At 66.1% G+C, this 14,975-nt stretch carries 13 protein-coding genes; 4 read left to right on the top strand and 9 right to left on the bottom strand.

Features of this window, described 5'->3' with window-relative positions; genetic code table 11:
• Positions 1-18: 18 nt before the first annotated feature.
• The gene (gene betC, locus AACY13_RS19450) at positions 19-1,548 is read right to left on the bottom strand and encodes a choline-sulfatase (RefSeq protein ID WP_339463228.1); all 1,530 of its coding nucleotides are present in this window, start codon (positions 1,546-1,548) and stop codon (positions 19-21) included.
• A 112-nt stretch (positions 1,549-1,660) separates the two neighbouring features.
• Here betC and AACY13_RS19445 point away from each other — a divergent pair, with 112 nt between their 5' ends.
• Together AACY13_RS19445 and AACY13_RS19440 are read left to right on the top strand one after the other, a co-directional pair.
• The gene (locus AACY13_RS19445; RefSeq protein ID WP_339463227.1) at positions 1,661-2,593 is read left to right on the top strand and encodes a choline sulfate utilization transcriptional regulator; all 933 of its coding nucleotides are present in this window, start codon (positions 1,661-1,663) and stop codon (positions 2,591-2,593) included.
• A 165-nt stretch (positions 2,594-2,758) separates the two neighbouring features.
• Entirely contained in the window at positions 2,759-3,502 is a 744-nt protein-coding gene (locus AACY13_RS19440; protein ID WP_339463226.1) for a hypothetical protein, read from the top strand.
• A 360-nt stretch (positions 3,503-3,862) separates the two neighbouring features.
• Here AACY13_RS19440 and AACY13_RS19435 read toward each other — a convergent pair whose 3' ends face one another.
• On the bottom strand, positions 3,863-4,387 hold the full coding sequence (locus AACY13_RS19435; RefSeq protein WP_339463225.1) for an Mpo1 family 2-hydroxy fatty acid dioxygenase: 525 nt from the start codon (positions 4,385-4,387) through the stop codon (positions 3,863-3,865).
• A 90-nt stretch (positions 4,388-4,477) separates the two neighbouring features.
• On the opposite strand from AACY13_RS19435, the gene AACY13_RS19430 reads away from it, so the two are divergent.
• Positions 4,478-5,167 carry a Crp/Fnr family transcriptional regulator gene (locus AACY13_RS19430; RefSeq protein WP_339463224.1) on the top strand — a complete coding sequence of 230 codons (690 nt, stop codon included), beginning with the start codon at positions 4,478-4,480 and terminating at the stop codon, positions 5,165-5,167.
• Between the two features lie 9 nt (positions 5,168-5,176).
• Here AACY13_RS19430 and AACY13_RS19425 read toward each other — a convergent pair whose 3' ends face one another.
• From AACY13_RS19425 to AACY13_RS19415, 3 genes are all read right to left on the bottom strand, one after another.
• Positions 5,177-6,502, bottom strand: a complete 1,326-nt coding sequence (locus tag AACY13_RS19425) for an NAD(P)/FAD-dependent oxidoreductase (protein ID WP_339463223.1) — start codon at positions 6,500-6,502, stop codon at positions 5,177-5,179.
• Positions 6,503-6,845: 343 nt separating this feature from the next.
• Positions 6,846-7,823 carry a hypothetical protein gene (locus AACY13_RS19420; RefSeq protein WP_339463222.1) on the bottom strand — a complete coding sequence of 326 codons (978 nt, stop codon included), beginning with the start codon at positions 7,821-7,823 and terminating at the stop codon, positions 6,846-6,848.
• Between the two features lie 174 nt (positions 7,824-7,997).
• Positions 7,998-8,414 carry a MerR family transcriptional regulator gene (locus tag AACY13_RS19415; RefSeq protein WP_339463221.1) on the bottom strand — a complete coding sequence of 139 codons (417 nt, stop codon included), beginning with the start codon at positions 8,412-8,414 and terminating at the stop codon, positions 7,998-8,000.
• A 78-nt stretch (positions 8,415-8,492) separates the two neighbouring features.
• Between AACY13_RS19415 and AACY13_RS19410 the strand changes: the two genes are divergently transcribed.
• A complete protein-coding gene (locus tag AACY13_RS19410) occupies positions 8,493-9,722 on the top strand; it encodes an NADH:flavin oxidoreductase/NADH oxidase family protein (RefSeq protein WP_339463220.1) in 1,230 nt (409 codons plus the stop codon).
• 10 nt (positions 9,723-9,732) lie between these two features.
• Here AACY13_RS19410 and AACY13_RS19405 read toward each other — a convergent pair whose 3' ends face one another.
• The 4 genes from AACY13_RS19405 to AACY13_RS19390 all read right to left on the bottom strand — a co-directional run bounded on the left by AACY13_RS19405 (position 9,733) and on the right by AACY13_RS19390 (position 14,957).
• A complete protein-coding gene (locus AACY13_RS19405) occupies positions 9,733-11,211 on the bottom strand; it encodes a methyl-accepting chemotaxis protein (RefSeq protein WP_445262599.1) in 1,479 nt (492 codons plus the stop codon).
• Between the two features lie 336 nt (positions 11,212-11,547).
• A complete protein-coding gene (locus tag AACY13_RS19400) occupies positions 11,548-12,624 on the bottom strand; it encodes an FAD-dependent oxidoreductase (protein ID WP_339463219.1) in 1,077 nt (358 codons plus the stop codon).
• A 113-nt stretch (positions 12,625-12,737) separates the two neighbouring features.
• A complete protein-coding gene (locus AACY13_RS19395; RefSeq protein ID WP_339463218.1) occupies positions 12,738-14,177 on the bottom strand; it encodes an aldehyde dehydrogenase family protein in 1,440 nt (479 codons plus the stop codon).
• A 42-nt stretch (positions 14,178-14,219) separates the two neighbouring features.
• Entirely contained in the window at positions 14,220-14,957 is a 738-nt protein-coding gene (locus tag AACY13_RS19390) for an MBL fold metallo-hydrolase (RefSeq protein WP_339463217.1), read from the bottom strand.
• Positions 14,958-14,975 lie beyond the last annotated feature (18 nt).

Below are 14,975 nucleotides of genomic sequence, written 5' to 3'. Positions count from 1 at the left end.
TTTCTCCTGTTGTTCTGCTTAGTCGTGGGAGGCGGTGTTGCAAACCTGCGGGTAACGGGCGCGACGTTCGAGGTCGTCGAGGTCGATATGGTTGCGCATGTACTGCTGGCTGGCGTCGACCCAGGGCTGGTGATCCCAGCTGCTCAGCTTGCCCAGGCTCAGGGCCTCGGCGACCAGGCGGCGGCGACGCTGGCTGGCCAGGGTGGCGGCGTGGATCGCCGGCATGTCCCAGCGTGCCCGCGCTTCGGCGAGCAGTTCGCCGAGCACGCCCTGGTGCTCGGCCGAGTCGGCCAGGTTTTCCCGTTCCTGCGGATCCTGGCGCAGGTTGAACAGCAGCAGCGGGTCCTGCTCGGAGTAGACGAACTTCCACTCGCCGCGGCGGATCATCATCAGCGGGCTGGTGCTGCCCTCGGCCATATACTCGCCGAGCACCTGGTCATGCCCGCCGTCGCCCTGCAGATGGTTCAGCAGCGAATGGCCGTCGAGCGCCAGGCCGGGTTCGACCTGGCCGCCGGCCAGCTCCACCAGGGTCGGCAGCAGGTCCATGGTCGACACCGACTGGCTGACCCGGTGCGCGGCGAACTGCTTGGGTGCATGCACCAGCAGCGGCACCCGGGCGGCCATCTCGAACCAGTGCATCTTGTACCAGAGGCCGCGCTCGCCGAGCATGTCGCCGTGGTCGCCGGAGAAGACAATGATGGTGTCCTCGCTCAGGCCGCATTCCTCCAGGGTTTTCAGCAGCTTGCCGATATTGTCGTCGATATAGCTGCAGGCCCCGAAGTAGGCACGGCGCGCGTCGCGGACCTTGGCCTCGGGCAGCGGCTTGTCCCACAGGTCGATGACCTTGAGCAGGCGCTGCGCGTGCGGGTCCTGCTCATCCTGCTCGATGTGCTGGCGCGGCATCGGGATCTCCACGCCCTCGTAGCGGTCCCAGTATTCGGCCGGGATGGTATAGGGGTCGTGTGGGTGGGTCATCGACACGGTCAGGCAGAACGGCTGCTCCGGGGTCATGCGCACATGGTCGTAGAGGTACTGGCGAGCCTTGAACACCACCTCCTCGTCGAAATCCAGCTGGTTGCTGCGCACGCAGGGCCCGGCCTGCAGCACCGAGGACATGTTGTGGTACCAGCTGGCGCGCACTTCGGGCTCGTCCCAGTTGACCGCCCAGCCGTAGTCGGCCGGATAGATGTCGCTGGTCAGGCGCTCCTCATAGCCGTGCAACTGGTCCGGGCCGCAGAAATGCATCTTGCCCGACAGCGCGGTGCGGTAGCCGAGGCGGCGCAGGTAGTGGGCGTAGGTCGGCACGTCGGCGGGAAAGTCGGCGGCGTTGTCATAGGCCCCGATCTTCGACGGCAGCCGGCCGCTGACCAGGGTGAAGCGCGACGGCGCGCACAGCGGGCTGTTGCAGTAGGCCGAGTCGAACACCACCGCCTTGGCGGCCAGGCGCATCAGGTTGGGCATCTGCACCGGCGAGGCGGCGTCGTGCAGCGGCAGAATCGGCGCGGCCATCTGGTCGGCCATGATAAAGAGGATGTTGGGACGTTTCATGGCAGTCGGTATTCCATATAGAAAAATTATGCGAAAGTGCTGCAATGATCATCAGGCCAAGTATCGGAGCGGTAAACCCGTAACGAATACATGACTCGGATAACCAAAGCTTATGTTTGAACGCATTGACGGATTGTCCCTGGACACCTTGCGGGTGTTCGAAGCCGCGGCCCGCCAGCTGAGCTTTACCGCAGCCGCGCGCGAGCTGGGCAGCAGCCAGCCGGCCATCAGTCAGCAGATCAAGCGACTGGAGCAACAGCTGGCGACCCGCCTGTTCGACCGGGTTTACCGCGGCATCGCCCTCACCGAGGCCGGCGAGTTGCTGTTGCGCTATGTGCAGGACGGCCTGCACAGCCTGGACGCCGGCCTGGCGGCGGTCACCGCGCAGCAACAGCACGAGGTGCTGCAGGTGGCCACCGACTTCGCCTTCGCCGCCTACTGGCTGATGCCGCGTCTGCAACGCTTTCACCAGCTGTACCCCGAGGTGGATGTCAGCCTGATCACCAGCGAGCGCGACCACGGTGCGCTGCCGGCGGAAATCGACGTGGCGATCAACTTTGGCGATGGCCGTTTCAAGCATGCCGAAGCGCAGCTGCTGTTTCGCGAAGAGGTGTTTCCGGTGTGCAGCCCCGGGCTGCTCGAGGGTCAGGCGCTGCCCTTGCCTACAGCGGCATTGGCCGGCCTGCCGCTGCTGCACCTGCGTCCGGAAAACCGCTCGCGCTGGTACGACTGGGCTGGCCTGTTCCGTGCCTTCGGCCTCGCCGAAACACCCAGCCCGGGCAGCCTGCGCTTCGACAACTACACCCTGCTGATCCAGGCGGCGATTGCCGGTCAGGGCGTGGCGATCGGCTGGCGGCACCTGGTCGACGAACTGCTGACGCAGCGGCTGCTCTGTCGCCTGGGCAGCGAGGTCGCCCACTCCGAATTCGGCTATTACCTGGTGCTGCCCGAACGCAAGCGCCGGCAACGCCTGACCCAGGCCTTCGTCAGCTGGTTGCAGGCCGAGTTGGGCGAGCCTCCTGCAGATGTGTCTGGCTCGCGCTGAAATCCGCCGCGGCAGACCTAGGGTGGAGCAGCGGCAAGCCTCAGGCGGAAATCACTCTTAAGGCTACTTTCACGGGGAGGCTGGCGTAGTACCCTAGGCTTGCGCTATAGATGGACCGAGACTCCATCAGCACTGCTCACAAAAATAATAAGGGGCACCCCGGGAATGCATCTTAAGTCGTTGTTTCGCAATCTGTTTATCTGGTCCATAGGGCTCTTTGCCGGGCTTGCGCCACTGGCCTACGCCGAGGCCGTCAGCCCCCAGGAACAGGTGCAGGTGCAGGCCAGCCGGGTAACCAGCAGCCTGATGCTGTTACGTGGCGAGGGTTTCCAAAAGAAACACCAGGAGGCGCTCGAGTTCGACCTGCAGGCCCTGGCGGCCGCCGTGCAACGTCTGCCGCAAGGCTCCGACGCCCTGCGCAGTGCCCATCAGGAGCTGGTGGTGCAGATTCGCCGTGGCGTGTCCTTCGGCCCGGGCGAAGAGGATATGCCCTGGCGCTACCCGGAGGAGCTGAGCAAGGCCCTGCTCGGGGTGCTGGATGAAACGCGCAAGCTGGCAGCCGCCGAGGATAGCGAGCTGGCCGCCAAGCTCGAATACCTATCGGTGCAGTACCTCAGCCGCGCCTACTTCGGCAACTTCGAGATCGCCCGCGAGCAGACCGATACCTACCTCGGCCAGGACGAACGCAAACTGGTGCCCGCCGTGGACAGCCAGCTGGCGGCCCTCGACCCGAAGAGCAATGCCGGGGTGGGCAAGCTGAAGACCCGCTGGGAATACCTCAAGGCCGCGCTCAACGACCTGAACAGCCAGAGCAGCGCCCTGCAAAGCGCCTCCGGCCGCCCCTTCGCGCCCATCACCGTGTATCGCCATACCCGCTCCTTTACCGAGCAATGGATGGCGATGTACTAGGCCCCCTACGATCTGCTGCGCGTCGGCCCTGCTGCGTTACAACGACCAACGGGAGTAACAGCCGCAGGCTGGCCCGAAGGGCGAGCAACGCGAGTAAAACAGGCTCGGAAAGCCACTTGTGGCTAACGCGCTTCAGCGCGACCCCGAAGGGGCGAGTGAAACGAGTAATGCTCATTTACAGCCAGTAAACTCCGCTTCCTCGGCCGTTTTTGCCTTGTCTTGCCTGCCTCGCCTACGTTTTTTCAACGGCCTGCTAACCCATTTACGATCTGCTGCGCGTCGGCCCTGCTGCGTTACTAACGTAGCGCCTTGCAGGTCTCTAGCTCGCAAGATCGTGAATATGTTGTAGGCGGGAAGCGATCAGGCCGTGGTTTTCTTCTCGCGAATACAGGTCGGCCCGGCGCGCTGGACGATGGCCTGTTCGACCTCCTTGCGCAGGCCCAGCAGGAAGGCCGCTTCGGCGGCGACGAACAGTGGGCCGATGACCAGGCCCATGACGTCATCGACAAAGGCCGGTTTGCGCCCTTCGTAGTAATGACCGACAAACTGGATGATCCAGCCGATCACGAACAGGCCGATGCCGCTGCTCAACCACACCGCCGTCGACTGCACGGCCAGGCCCGTCGCGGCCCACAGGCTGAGCACCAGCAGCAGCGCCATCAGCAGGCCGAAGCGCAGGTCCAGGCGCAGGTAGAAGGCCCCCGCCGCCAGCGCCACCAGCAGGGCCGGGGACAGCCACAGGCCGAGCAACTCCATGCCTGGACGCGAAAGCAGCACGGCCACCGCCACAACGATCAGTGGAATACCGATAAAGTGGCTGAGAATATTGCGTTGGTCGCGGTGATACGCCGCGTATTGAGCCAGATGGTCGACCAGGGTTTTCATTATTGTTTTTCCTCACGCAGAACAGGTGTCCAGCATGAACCCGCACGCGCGCGCCGCTCTGTCAGCTAGCCGACAAAGCGAGAGCCGCCGATGAACGCAGCCCACAGCTATCAGGCGCGCCTGCGTCAGGGGCATTGGTTCAATGCCCTGCCCGCGGCCTTGCAGGAGGCGCTGCTGGACGCCGCCCAGGTGCAGCAGCTGGCGGCGGGTCAGGTGCTGTTTCGCCGTGGCGACAAGCCCTGCGGCCTGTATGCGGTGGTCGAGGGCGGCATGCGTATCGGCGCGGTCAGTGCCACCGGCAAGGAGGCGCTGCTGACCCTGGTCGAGCCACCCTACTGGTTCGGCGAGATTTCCCTGTTCGACGGCCAGCCGCGCACCCACGATGCCTTCGCCGAAGGTGCCAGCACCCTGCTGCTGGTACCCCAGGCGCGCCTGCTGGCGCTGCTCGAAGAGCAACCGCAGTACTGGCGCGACTTCGCCCTGCTGATGAGCCAGAAACTGCGCCTGGCGTTTATCGCCCTGGAAGAAATGAGCCTGCTGCCCGCCGCCCCGCGCCTGGCCCGACGGCTGCTGCTGATTGCCGAAAACTACGGCGAAGGCGAACCGCGCCGGGTCCTGCATCTGCCCCAGGAGCAGCTGGCGCTGATGCTGGCGATCTCCCGGCAGACCACCAACCAGATCCTCAAGGAGCTGGAAGGCCGGGGCATCCTGCGCCTGACCTATGGCGAGATCGAGATTCTCGACCTGCCGCGCCTGCGCCAGGCCGCCTCCGCCCAGTGACGAATACGTCTAGCGCAGCTTTTCCAGCATCTGGTAGTACCACATGCCGGCGGCCAGCATCGGGTTGCCGAACAGGTCACCGAGCGGCACCTTGATCTGTGAGCAAGACGCGAAGGTGTCGTAGTGGCCCATCGTGCCGGTCAGGGCATTGGCCATGATTTCGCCCATGATATGGGTGGTGGCGATGCCGTGCCCTGAGTAGCCCTGGCAGTACCAGACGTTGTCCGAGAGCTTGCCCAGCTGCGGGATGCGGTTGATCACGATGCCCATGGCGCAGCTCCACTGGAAATCGATGGCCACCCCCTTGAGCTGCGGGAAGGTCTGCTCGATGCCTGGGCGCAGCTCGGCGGCGATATCCCGCGAATCGCGCCCCGAGTAGTTGCAGCCGCCGCCGAACAGCAGGCGGCCGTCGGCGGTCAGGCGGTAGTAATCGAGGACGAAGCGGCAGTCGTATACGGCCAGGTCCTGCGGATTGATTTCCTTGGCCAGCTCACCCAGCGGCGCGGTGGTGACGATGCCGCCCATGGCCGGGAAGATCATGCCCTTGAGCTTTTTCGGCTCCAGCTTGTGGTACACGTCGCCGGCCAGCAGCACCTGCTTGGCGTTGATCCGGCCTTGGGCAGTAACCACTGCCGGCTTGTCGCCGTGGACAATCTCCAGTACTTCGGAGTGCTCGAAAATCAGCGCGCCCAGGCTGGCAGCGGCTTTGGCTTCACCGATGCACAGGTTGAGCGGGTGCAGGTGCATATTGCGGGTGTTTTTCAACGCGCCGTTGTACAGGTCGCTGGCCAGGTGGCTGCGCACGCCGTCGCGGTCGAGCAGGGTCACGTCACCCGCCATGCCGCGGCGCACCGCTTCGGCGTAGGTGGCTTCCAGTTCCTGCATATGCGCGGGCTTCATCGCCGCATGCAGGTGGCCGTGCTTGAGGTCGCACTGGATCCCGTATTTTTCCACGCGTTTTTTGATGATGTCGTGGCCGCGCCAGCGCAGGTGCCAGATAAAGTCTTCGACTTCCTCGCCGAGGGTGTTGCGCATCTGCTTGCTCATGGCCGCATCGCCCGACAGGCTGCCGGTGACCTGGCCGCCATTGCGCCCGGTGGCACCCCAACCGATCTTGTTGGCCTCGACAATCGCCACCTTGAGCCCGCGCTCGGCCAGCTCCACGGCGCTGGCCACCCCGGTAAAACCGCCGCCGATGATCACTACATCGACACTGACCTCACCTTGCAGGGTCGGGTAGTCGGTTTCCTCGTTGAGGCTGGCGCTGTAGTAGGACGGGCAGCGTTCGGCGGCGGGCGTTACGGGGGATGTAGTAGGGGTTAGCACGGCGTTCATAAGGCGGTTCCTGGGTACGACTGGCGGGTGCTGGGCCCGAATCGGGCACAGGGTCGGCAGCCAGGGTTGCTGGCTGCGGGGCGATCAGTGGCGTGTGCGCGGGACATCCGGCGGGCGCGCGTGGCGGCAATGCCACAGGGCCCAGAAGGCGAGAGTTGCAGGCAGCAGCGGGTTGGCTCGCGCGATGTCGCAGCCGCCTGCAGCCTGGGGCAGGTGCCAGAGGGGTAAAGGCGCTAGATCGGCGATGGGTTCACTCATGGGCCAGCAGACTCGCACGGCGGTGAGCGGTGGTTAAATCGTATTTTTTACATATTCAGTTATGCACTGGCTAAACAATGGTCTGCTAGTGCGCGGGCTGATAGCGCAGCGGAACGCTCAGGCTGCCCTCGATCTGCCCGGATAGGTGATGGATGCCGGCCAACACGCCGCGATCAGTGCGGCGCATCAGTTGCAGCCATTCCTCGTCGAAGGCGGCGTTGAGGTTTGTGCGCAACTGCGCCTCGGTTTCCGGCCGCTCGTTGGCCCGCGAGATGGCGGTAAACAGCGCCACGCCGAGGGAAATGCCCATGCCGGCGGTGCTACCGACCGCCGCCGATACCAGGCTGGCGGCACCGCTGGTGGTGAGGTCATCGACCAGCCTGGCGCTGGTGCGCTGTGCCACCAGGGACATGCCTGGGTCGTCCGACCAGTTGCCGACCCCTCTGGGTTCGCTGCGGATATGCAGGAGCAGGGCCTTGTAGGCCGGCAGCTCGGCCAGCGGCTTGGCGTGCAGCACCTGGTAGAGCGAGGCACCGGGTGCCTGGTCGATGGCCTTGATGGCCTTGAGGCGCTGCTCGAACTGTTCGTCCGGCACGCCGTGGCGGCGGGCAATGGCCGGCAGGCGCTGGTCGAGCTGGCGCACATAGAACGCGGTGGTGCTGTGCAGAATCTGCTCGGGGTCGGTGTCTTCGGCCACCGGCTGCAGCACGCGGTCCTGATACTGTTCCTGCAGGTAGAGGGCCAGGCGGCTGACGGTGGGGTCCTTTTCGCCGCCGGCGCTGAGCTTGTACCAGGACACCTTGATACTCAGCCATTGCTGGGTCCAGTAGCTGGAAAACCAGGGGATAAATTCGTCGTCGGTCTGCCGGTAGACCAGGTCCATCCAGCGGTCCATGGCCGCCAGGGCGTGTTCGCTGGCCTGGCTTCTGGCGGTTTGCGCGGCCGCGGCGATATCGTTGTCGACCCGCTGCCAGGTGCTCGCTGCAATCTGCACCGGCGGGTCGGAGGCGCAGCCACCCAGCGTCAGCAATAGGACGAACAGCAGGTTGCGCAGACTTGCCATGACAGGCCTCCACCGGAGCAGTGCACACGCCATCTGCACACCCACGGCAACCTGCAGATGGCGCGCCTGCGCGGTTGTCAGCCCCTACTCCAACGGAGTGCCCAAATTATTCCCCTGATGCCTTGAGTATAGGCCCGCAGCCAGCAGACGACAGGCAGGGGCCATCGCCGCGGCTTACTGGCCGAATTGCGCGCCGCGTAGATTGGCCAGCACCCGTCCAGCGTTTTCACTGCAAGCCATGCCCTCGGGTTTACTCTCGATGGTGGCGATAATTTCCAGCAACTGCGCCTTGTTCTGCGCCAGGCGCTGCTGCATGGCCTCGATCTCGCCGATCTTGCGCTGCAGGCTGCCGAGCATTTCGTCATGGGCCCAGCCATCGGAGTGGACGTCGGGCAGCAGGCGGCGGATTTCCTCCAGGCTGAAGCCGGCCTGCTGCGCGCAGCTGATGATGCCCAGGGTCTGTACGGCTTGCTCCGGGTAGCTGCGGTAGCCGTTGGCCTGGCGTTGCGCGCTGATCAGGCCACTGGCCTCATAAAAGCGAATGCGTGAGGCAGCTAAACCGCTGCGGGTGGCCAGCTCTCCAATTCTCATGCTCGTGACTCCGGGCTATTGACCTTAAAGCTGACTTTAACCTTAGGCTTGCTGCATTGACCATCCCCGGAGTTCCTCATGAGCGCATTTGAAGCCCTGCAACTGCCCAACGGCAGCGTCATCCCCAATCGTATTGCCAAGGCGGCGATGGAAGAGAATCTGGCCGATGCCAGCCAGGGCCCGTCTGCCGAACTGCTGCGCCTGTATCAGGCCTGGGCCGAGGGCGGTGCCGGGTTGCTGCTGACCGGCAACGTGATGGTCGACCGCCGTGCCATGACCGGCCCCGGCGGCGTGGTGCTGGAGGATGAACGGCAACTGGACAAGTTTCGCCAGTGGGCGCGCATCGGCCGTGCCCAGGGGGCGCAGATCTGGATGCAGCTCAACCACCCCGGTCGGCAGATGCAGGCCAACCTCGGCCAGCAGACCGTCGCGCCCTCGGCCGTGGGCCTGGAGCTGGGCGGCCTGTCGAAGCTGTTCCCGCTGCCCAGGGCGCTGGATGAGGCGGAAATCCACGGGCTGATCCAGCGTTTCGCGCACACCGCGCTACTGGCCGAGCAGGCCGGTTTCAACGGGGTGCAGATCCACGCCGCGCATGGCTACCTGCTTGGCCAGTTTCTCTCGCCCATCAGCAACAAGCGCACCGATAGCTGGGGCGGTGCACTGGAGAACCGCGCGCGTCTGCTGCTGGAGGTGGTCAAGGCGGTGCGCAGCGTAGTGGCTCCGGGTTTCTGCGTGGCGGTCAAACTCAACTCGGCGGATTTCCAGCGTGGCGGCTTCGATGCGGCCGACGCCAAGCGCGTGGTGCAGCTGCTCAATGAGCTGGATGTCGACCTGGTCGAACTGTCTGGCGGCAGCTACGAAGCCCCGGCCATGCAGGGCGATGCTCGCGACGGGCGCACCCTGGCGCGTGAGGCCTACTTCCTCGAATTTGCCGGCGAGATCGCCGCCGTGGCCAGCATGCCGGTGATGGTCACCGGTGGTATCCGGCGCTTGCCGGTGGTCGAGCAGGTGCTGGCCAGCGGCGTGGCCATGGCCGGGATTGCCACGGCCCTGGCAATCGACCCGGCGCTGCCCAAGCAGTGGCAGGCCGGGCAGCGCGAGGCGCGTGCCGAGCTGCCGCCGATTCGCTGGAAGAACAAGGCGTTTGCTTCGCTGGCCTATATGGCGGCGGTGAAGTTCCAGTTGCGCCAGCTCAGTCGCGGCAAGCCCACCCATGCCAGGGTGTCGCCGCTGCGCGCGCTGCTGCTGGAACAACTCAAGGCGGCGCGCCGCACGCGGGTGTACAAGCGTTTGATGGCGGCCGACTAACCCGCGAGCCTCAAGGCTCCGGTTTGTAACCCAGGCGCAAGCCGCCCCAATGGCGGCCCTGGACCATGATCGGCACCGACAGGTCGTGCATCAGCTCACCGGTGTCACGCATATAGGTCTGCAGCAGCAGCGGTTGCTGGTGGCTGCCGCAGCGGATGCCGGTGCGGTCGTTGAACAGGCGCTTGCTGCGGCTTTTCAGGGTGTCCACGGCGCGGTCGCCAGTGGGGGCGTGGTTGAAGGCCTTGTTGTGGGTTGGCACATAGCCTTCGGCGGTGCAGGCGATGGCGAATACCAGGCCTTCGTGCTGGCTCAGCAGAGGCTCCTGAATGCTCGGCAGCACTTGATCGGCGTAGCTGTCGAAGCGGGTCTTGAACTTGGCCGGGAAGCTATTGGCGATCGGCTGGTAATGCCGATCGAACAGGTCGTTGGCGCTGATGCGTCCGGCCTGGATATCCGCCTCGAACTGCGCGGCGATCTGCGCCGCACCGCTGCGGGCCAGATCGTAGATGCGCTGGTGGTAGTCGTCCAGGCCGACGGCGGCGAGCTGCTCGCTGACGGTTTCCGCCTGCCCCACCAGCTGTTCGGCGGCGCGGCTGAGTTGGCGAGTCTGGCCTTCGCTGTCGCACACGTCGCCGCGCAACTGGCTGACCGCCACCGATAGCTCGGCCAGGCGCTGATGGTTTTCCGCGGTGCCGTGGTTGATCTGATCGACCTGCTGTTCGACGTCCACGGCCAGGGCGGCGATGCCTTCCAGCTGCTCGCCGGTGTGGGCGATCTGCTGCGCGGCCTGGTCCAGCTGGTCGGCCTGCTGCTGAATATGGGTGACCACCGCCAGGCTCTGCTGACGGATATCGGCGACCATCTGGCCGACCTCCTCGGTGGCGCTGCTGGTGCGTCCGGCGAGGTTGCGCACCTCGTCGGCGACCACCGCGAAGCCGCGGCCCATCTCGCCGGCACGGGCCGCTTCGATGGCGGCATTGAGGGCCAGCAGGTTGGTCTGGCTGGCAATCGACTGGATCACCTGGGTGACCTTCTCGATCTGTTCGGTGCGGCTGCTCAGGCCGTCGATCAACTGGCGGCTGGCGGCGGTCTGGGCACTGAGTTGCTGCATGGCGGTGATGGCCTGGCGCAGCTCACCCTGACCGCTGGCGCTGCTCTGGCGCACCGATTGCGCCGCACTCAGGGTCTGCTCGGCGCGGCGGGCGTTGTCCTGTTCGGTCTGGGTGATGGCCTCGGCGGCCTGGTTGATCTGCTCGACCGCGCCCAGCTGCGATTGCAGCTTGCCGGCCAGTTGCTGCACCGCATGGGAGACCTGGGCGGCCGACAGGGCGTTGTGGCAGGTGTGGCGGGACAGCGTGCGGCTCAGGTCGTTGAACTGCCCGCCCTCTTCGGCGGCCTGCGCCAGGCCGTTGTCCTTGCGTTGCCAGGGCCCGAGCCAGGGCCACAGCGCCAGCAACAGCAAGGCGGGAATGCTCAGGTACAGCGGCATCTGGGTCTGCTGGTAGAGCGCCATCAGCCCGGCCAGGCCCAGAGCATGCAGTACGCAGGTCTTGGGGTAGCTAATAAACGCAGAGCGCATAACCCACCTCGTTATTCTTATGCCGATCCCGTTATCGCCGGGAACAGACGCCTGCGCGTAGCCGTGCAGGCGGCCGGGTGTCGGGTGCAGCACGCCGGGGGCGCGCTGTGCTTGCGCAATTGATCGGCCGTTGTCAGCGAATCTGTAGACCATAGTGGGAGCGACTCCTGACGGCCAGCATTCACGAGGATACTGATTCGATCATCTCTGGCGGCGTAAGGCCATGGCACTTTGGTAGCACAGGGCCTAGCCGTAAAGGCGGTGGCGCTGGATAAAACCGCGGTCCAGGTAGTCTTTCCAGCGCCCGTAAAAGCGCCCGCCGGCACTGTAGCCATGCCAGTCCAGCAGCGCCCCGCCGTCGCCGGTGGCCAGCAGGGCCAGGCTCTGCCGTTGCGGGCGGTAGCGTTGCAGCGGCAGACCGCGCAGGGCGGCGTTGAGGTTGGCCGCCAGCACCGGGGCCTGGCGTACCGAGTACACCCCGCTCTTGCGCGCGCCGGGCAGGCTGGCGCAGTCGCCCACGGCGAAAATCGTCGGGTGGGTGTAGCTCTGCAGGGTCGGCGCGATCAGTACGAAGCCTTGCTCGTCGCAGCCCAGGCCGCCGTGCGCCGGCCAGGCAAAGGCCTTGGCACCGCTGGCCAGCAACAGCCGCTGGCCGCGCCAGACCGGCTCCTCACCGCTGAGCAGGCAGTCATGTTTGATCCGGCTGATCGGGCAATCCTCGCGCACCCATACGCCGCGCTGGCGCAGGTGGCCGAGGGCGCGCAGGCGCACGCCGGCGGACAGACCGTCGAGCAGATGGCCGGCGCAGAACAGCGCCAGCCGCGGCACCTGGCCGGCGATGGCCAGGGCCAGCTCGACCCCCGCCGCGCCGCCGCCGAGAATCGCCAGGGGCTGCGGCTCTGCCTGCCACTGCTGCCAGCCCGCGAGAAATTCGGCGAAGGGTTTGACCGCCAGCACCTGCATGGCGTCGCCCTGTTGCGGTGGTGCAGAAACTTGCGCGCCGACATTTAGCGATAGCCAGCTGGCCCCCAGGGTTCGCCCATCGGCCAGCTGCACCTGCTGCTGGGCGGCGGACAGCCCGGCCACCGGGTTGACCAGCAACTCGACCTTGGCCGCCCGACACAGCGCCGTCAGTTCCACCTGGCAATCGGCCGCGGCATAGCGTCCGGCCAGCAGGCCCGGGAGCATCCCCGAATACCAGGCCGCCGGCCCCGCACTGAGCAGGCCAATGCGTCCCGGCGGACGCTCCAGCAGGGCCCAGCGACGCAGCACGCCGAGGTGCGCGTGGCCGGCACCGATCAATAGCAGGTCATAGTGATTCATCGCGCCGAAGCTTCCATGGCGGCCAAGCAGAGCCCGCATGGTAATGAGTCAGGCCTGCGCCTGTCGCCCGCCATGGCGCAATATTTCGCCGCCTGGCGGGCGTTGCTGCTGGATTAGCTGTCCGCGCCGGGCAGGGTGATATGTTTGACCTGCTGAAAGGCGGCCAACCCCCAGGGCCCCAGCTCGCGACCGATGCCGCTGGCCTTGCCGCCACCCCAGGAGGTGTGCGGGTAGATCACCTGCACCGAGTTGATCCACACATGCCCGGCCTCCAGCGCCGCGGCCACGCGCAGGGCGCGGTTGCGCTCGGCGCTGACCACGGTGGCGGCCAGGGCGAAGTCGCAGTCGTTGGCCTGCTGAATAGCATCCGCCTCATCGCTGAAGCGCCGGCTGCATAGCACCGGGCCGAAGATTTCCTCGCGCCATAGGCGGCTGTCTTCCGGCACATCGGCGTACAGCGTGGGGGCGACGAACCAGCCCGGTCCCGGCAGTTGCCGCGCGCCGCTCAGGCAGTGCAGGCCTTCCTGTTCGGCGATGGCGAAATACTCCAGCACCTTGTGCAGCTGCGCCTGGCTAGTCATGGGGCCCATCTCGCAGCCTTCGCTCAGTGGGTCGCTGACCTTGAGCGCATCGAGGGCGCTGGTCAGCTTGTCCAGCAGGGCGTCGCCGATGCTGTCTTCGACCAGCAGGCGCGAGGTGGCCGAGCACATCTGCCCGGCGTTCCAGCAGATGCCGGCGATGATCCATTGCACTGCCTGGTCCAGGTCGCTGTCGGCGAACACCAGGATCGGCGACTTGCCGCCCAGCTCCAGGGCCACCGGCATTGTGCGGGCGCTGGCGGCCTGCATGACCTTGCGCCCCACCGCATTGCTGCCGGTAAAGGACAACTTGGCGAGCTGCGGATGCCCGACCAGCGCCGCGCCGGTGGCGGCATCGCCGGGCAGCAGGTTGAACACCCCCGCCGGCAGGCCGATGGCGCTGGCGATCTCGCCCAGTTGCAGCTCGATCAGCGGGGTCAGTTCGGACGGCTTGAGCAGCACGCAGCAACCCGCCGCCAGGGCCGGGGCGAGCTTCCAGGCGCTGGTCACCAGGGGGAAGTTCCACGGCACGATCAGGCCGACCACGCCGAGCGGTTCCAGGCGGGTGAAGGATTGGTAGCTGTCGTCCGGCAGGGCCACGGCGGCGTTCTGCCGGGCGTCCAGGCCGTCGGCCAGGTCGGCGTAATAGGCGAAGGTGGCGATGGCGTCGCTGATATCCAGCTCGGCCTCATGCCGCGGCTTGCCGCTATTGCGCATCTGCAACTCGATCAGCTCTGGGCCGCGCGCCTCGATCTCTGTCGCGAAGGCGCGCAGGTAGTCGGCGCGCTCGCTGGCCGGGCGCAGGCTCCAGGCCGGCAGGGCGCGTCGCGCGGCCTGTACCGCCAGCTCGACATCGGCTTCCGAGGCGCAGGCGACGCTGGCGATCTGCTCGCCGTTGCTGGGGTTGAACACCGCTAGGCGGGTGGCGCAGCTGGCGGCTTGCCAGGTGCCATCGATAAACAGTTGTGCGGTCATGCATCACCTTGAGCAGCTTCGGAGGAAGTAAGGGGGTGGGGTTTATGGTTGTAAATGCGGGTGGTCGGCAAACCAGGCGTCGATCAGCTCGCGCATGCGTTCGCCGGAGAAGCTCGGGAAGTGGCCGCCGTGGACCACGCGCACCGGAAGCGTACGCAGGCGCGCCAGGCTGCGGGCGTAGTCGTCCAGGTTGGCGTGGTAGGCGTCCTCGATCAGCGGGCCGTCGTAGAGGATGTCGCCGGAAAACAGCGTCTGCGTCGCCGCTTCCCACAGGCTGATGCCGCCCGGCGAATGGCCGGGGGTGTGCAGCACCTGCAGCACCCGGTCGCCCAGGTCGAGCACGTCGCCCTCCTCGATCAGGCGGCTGGCCGGCGCGGCGCGCACGCGGTACTCGGCGTAGCACAGCGGACAATCGGGATGGGCTTCGAACATCGCATCGCCGACGAAGGCCGTGGCCAGGGTGTTGGCCCCGTCAGGCGCGGCGAGGATCTCGGCTTCGGCCGGGTGCACCAGGCGTTCGGCGAACTCATGGTGGCCGGCGATATGGTCGAAATGGGTATGGCTGGCCACCGCCAGCAGGGGCTTGTTGGTGAGCCAGGGCAATTGCTCGCGCAGGCTCACCACCCCTGAGCCGGAGTCGATCAGCGCGTCGCGCTCGCGGCCCTGCACATGCCACATATTGCAGCGGTAGAAGGGCCGCACATAGGGCTCGTGGATCAGGCGCACGCCGTCGTCCAGGCGGCGGACTTCGAACCATTGGTCGCGCGTGACGATTTTCATGTCTGGCCCTCAACGCTG

It is taken from the genome of Pseudomonas sp. EA_105y_Pfl2_R69 (genome assembly GCF_963970915.1).
Classification (GTDB): Bacteria; Pseudomonadota; Gammaproteobacteria; order Pseudomonadales; family Pseudomonadaceae; genus Aquipseudomonas.
Note: the sequence above shows the minus strand (reverse complement) of the source record. Positions and strands in the feature narration are given on the sequence as shown.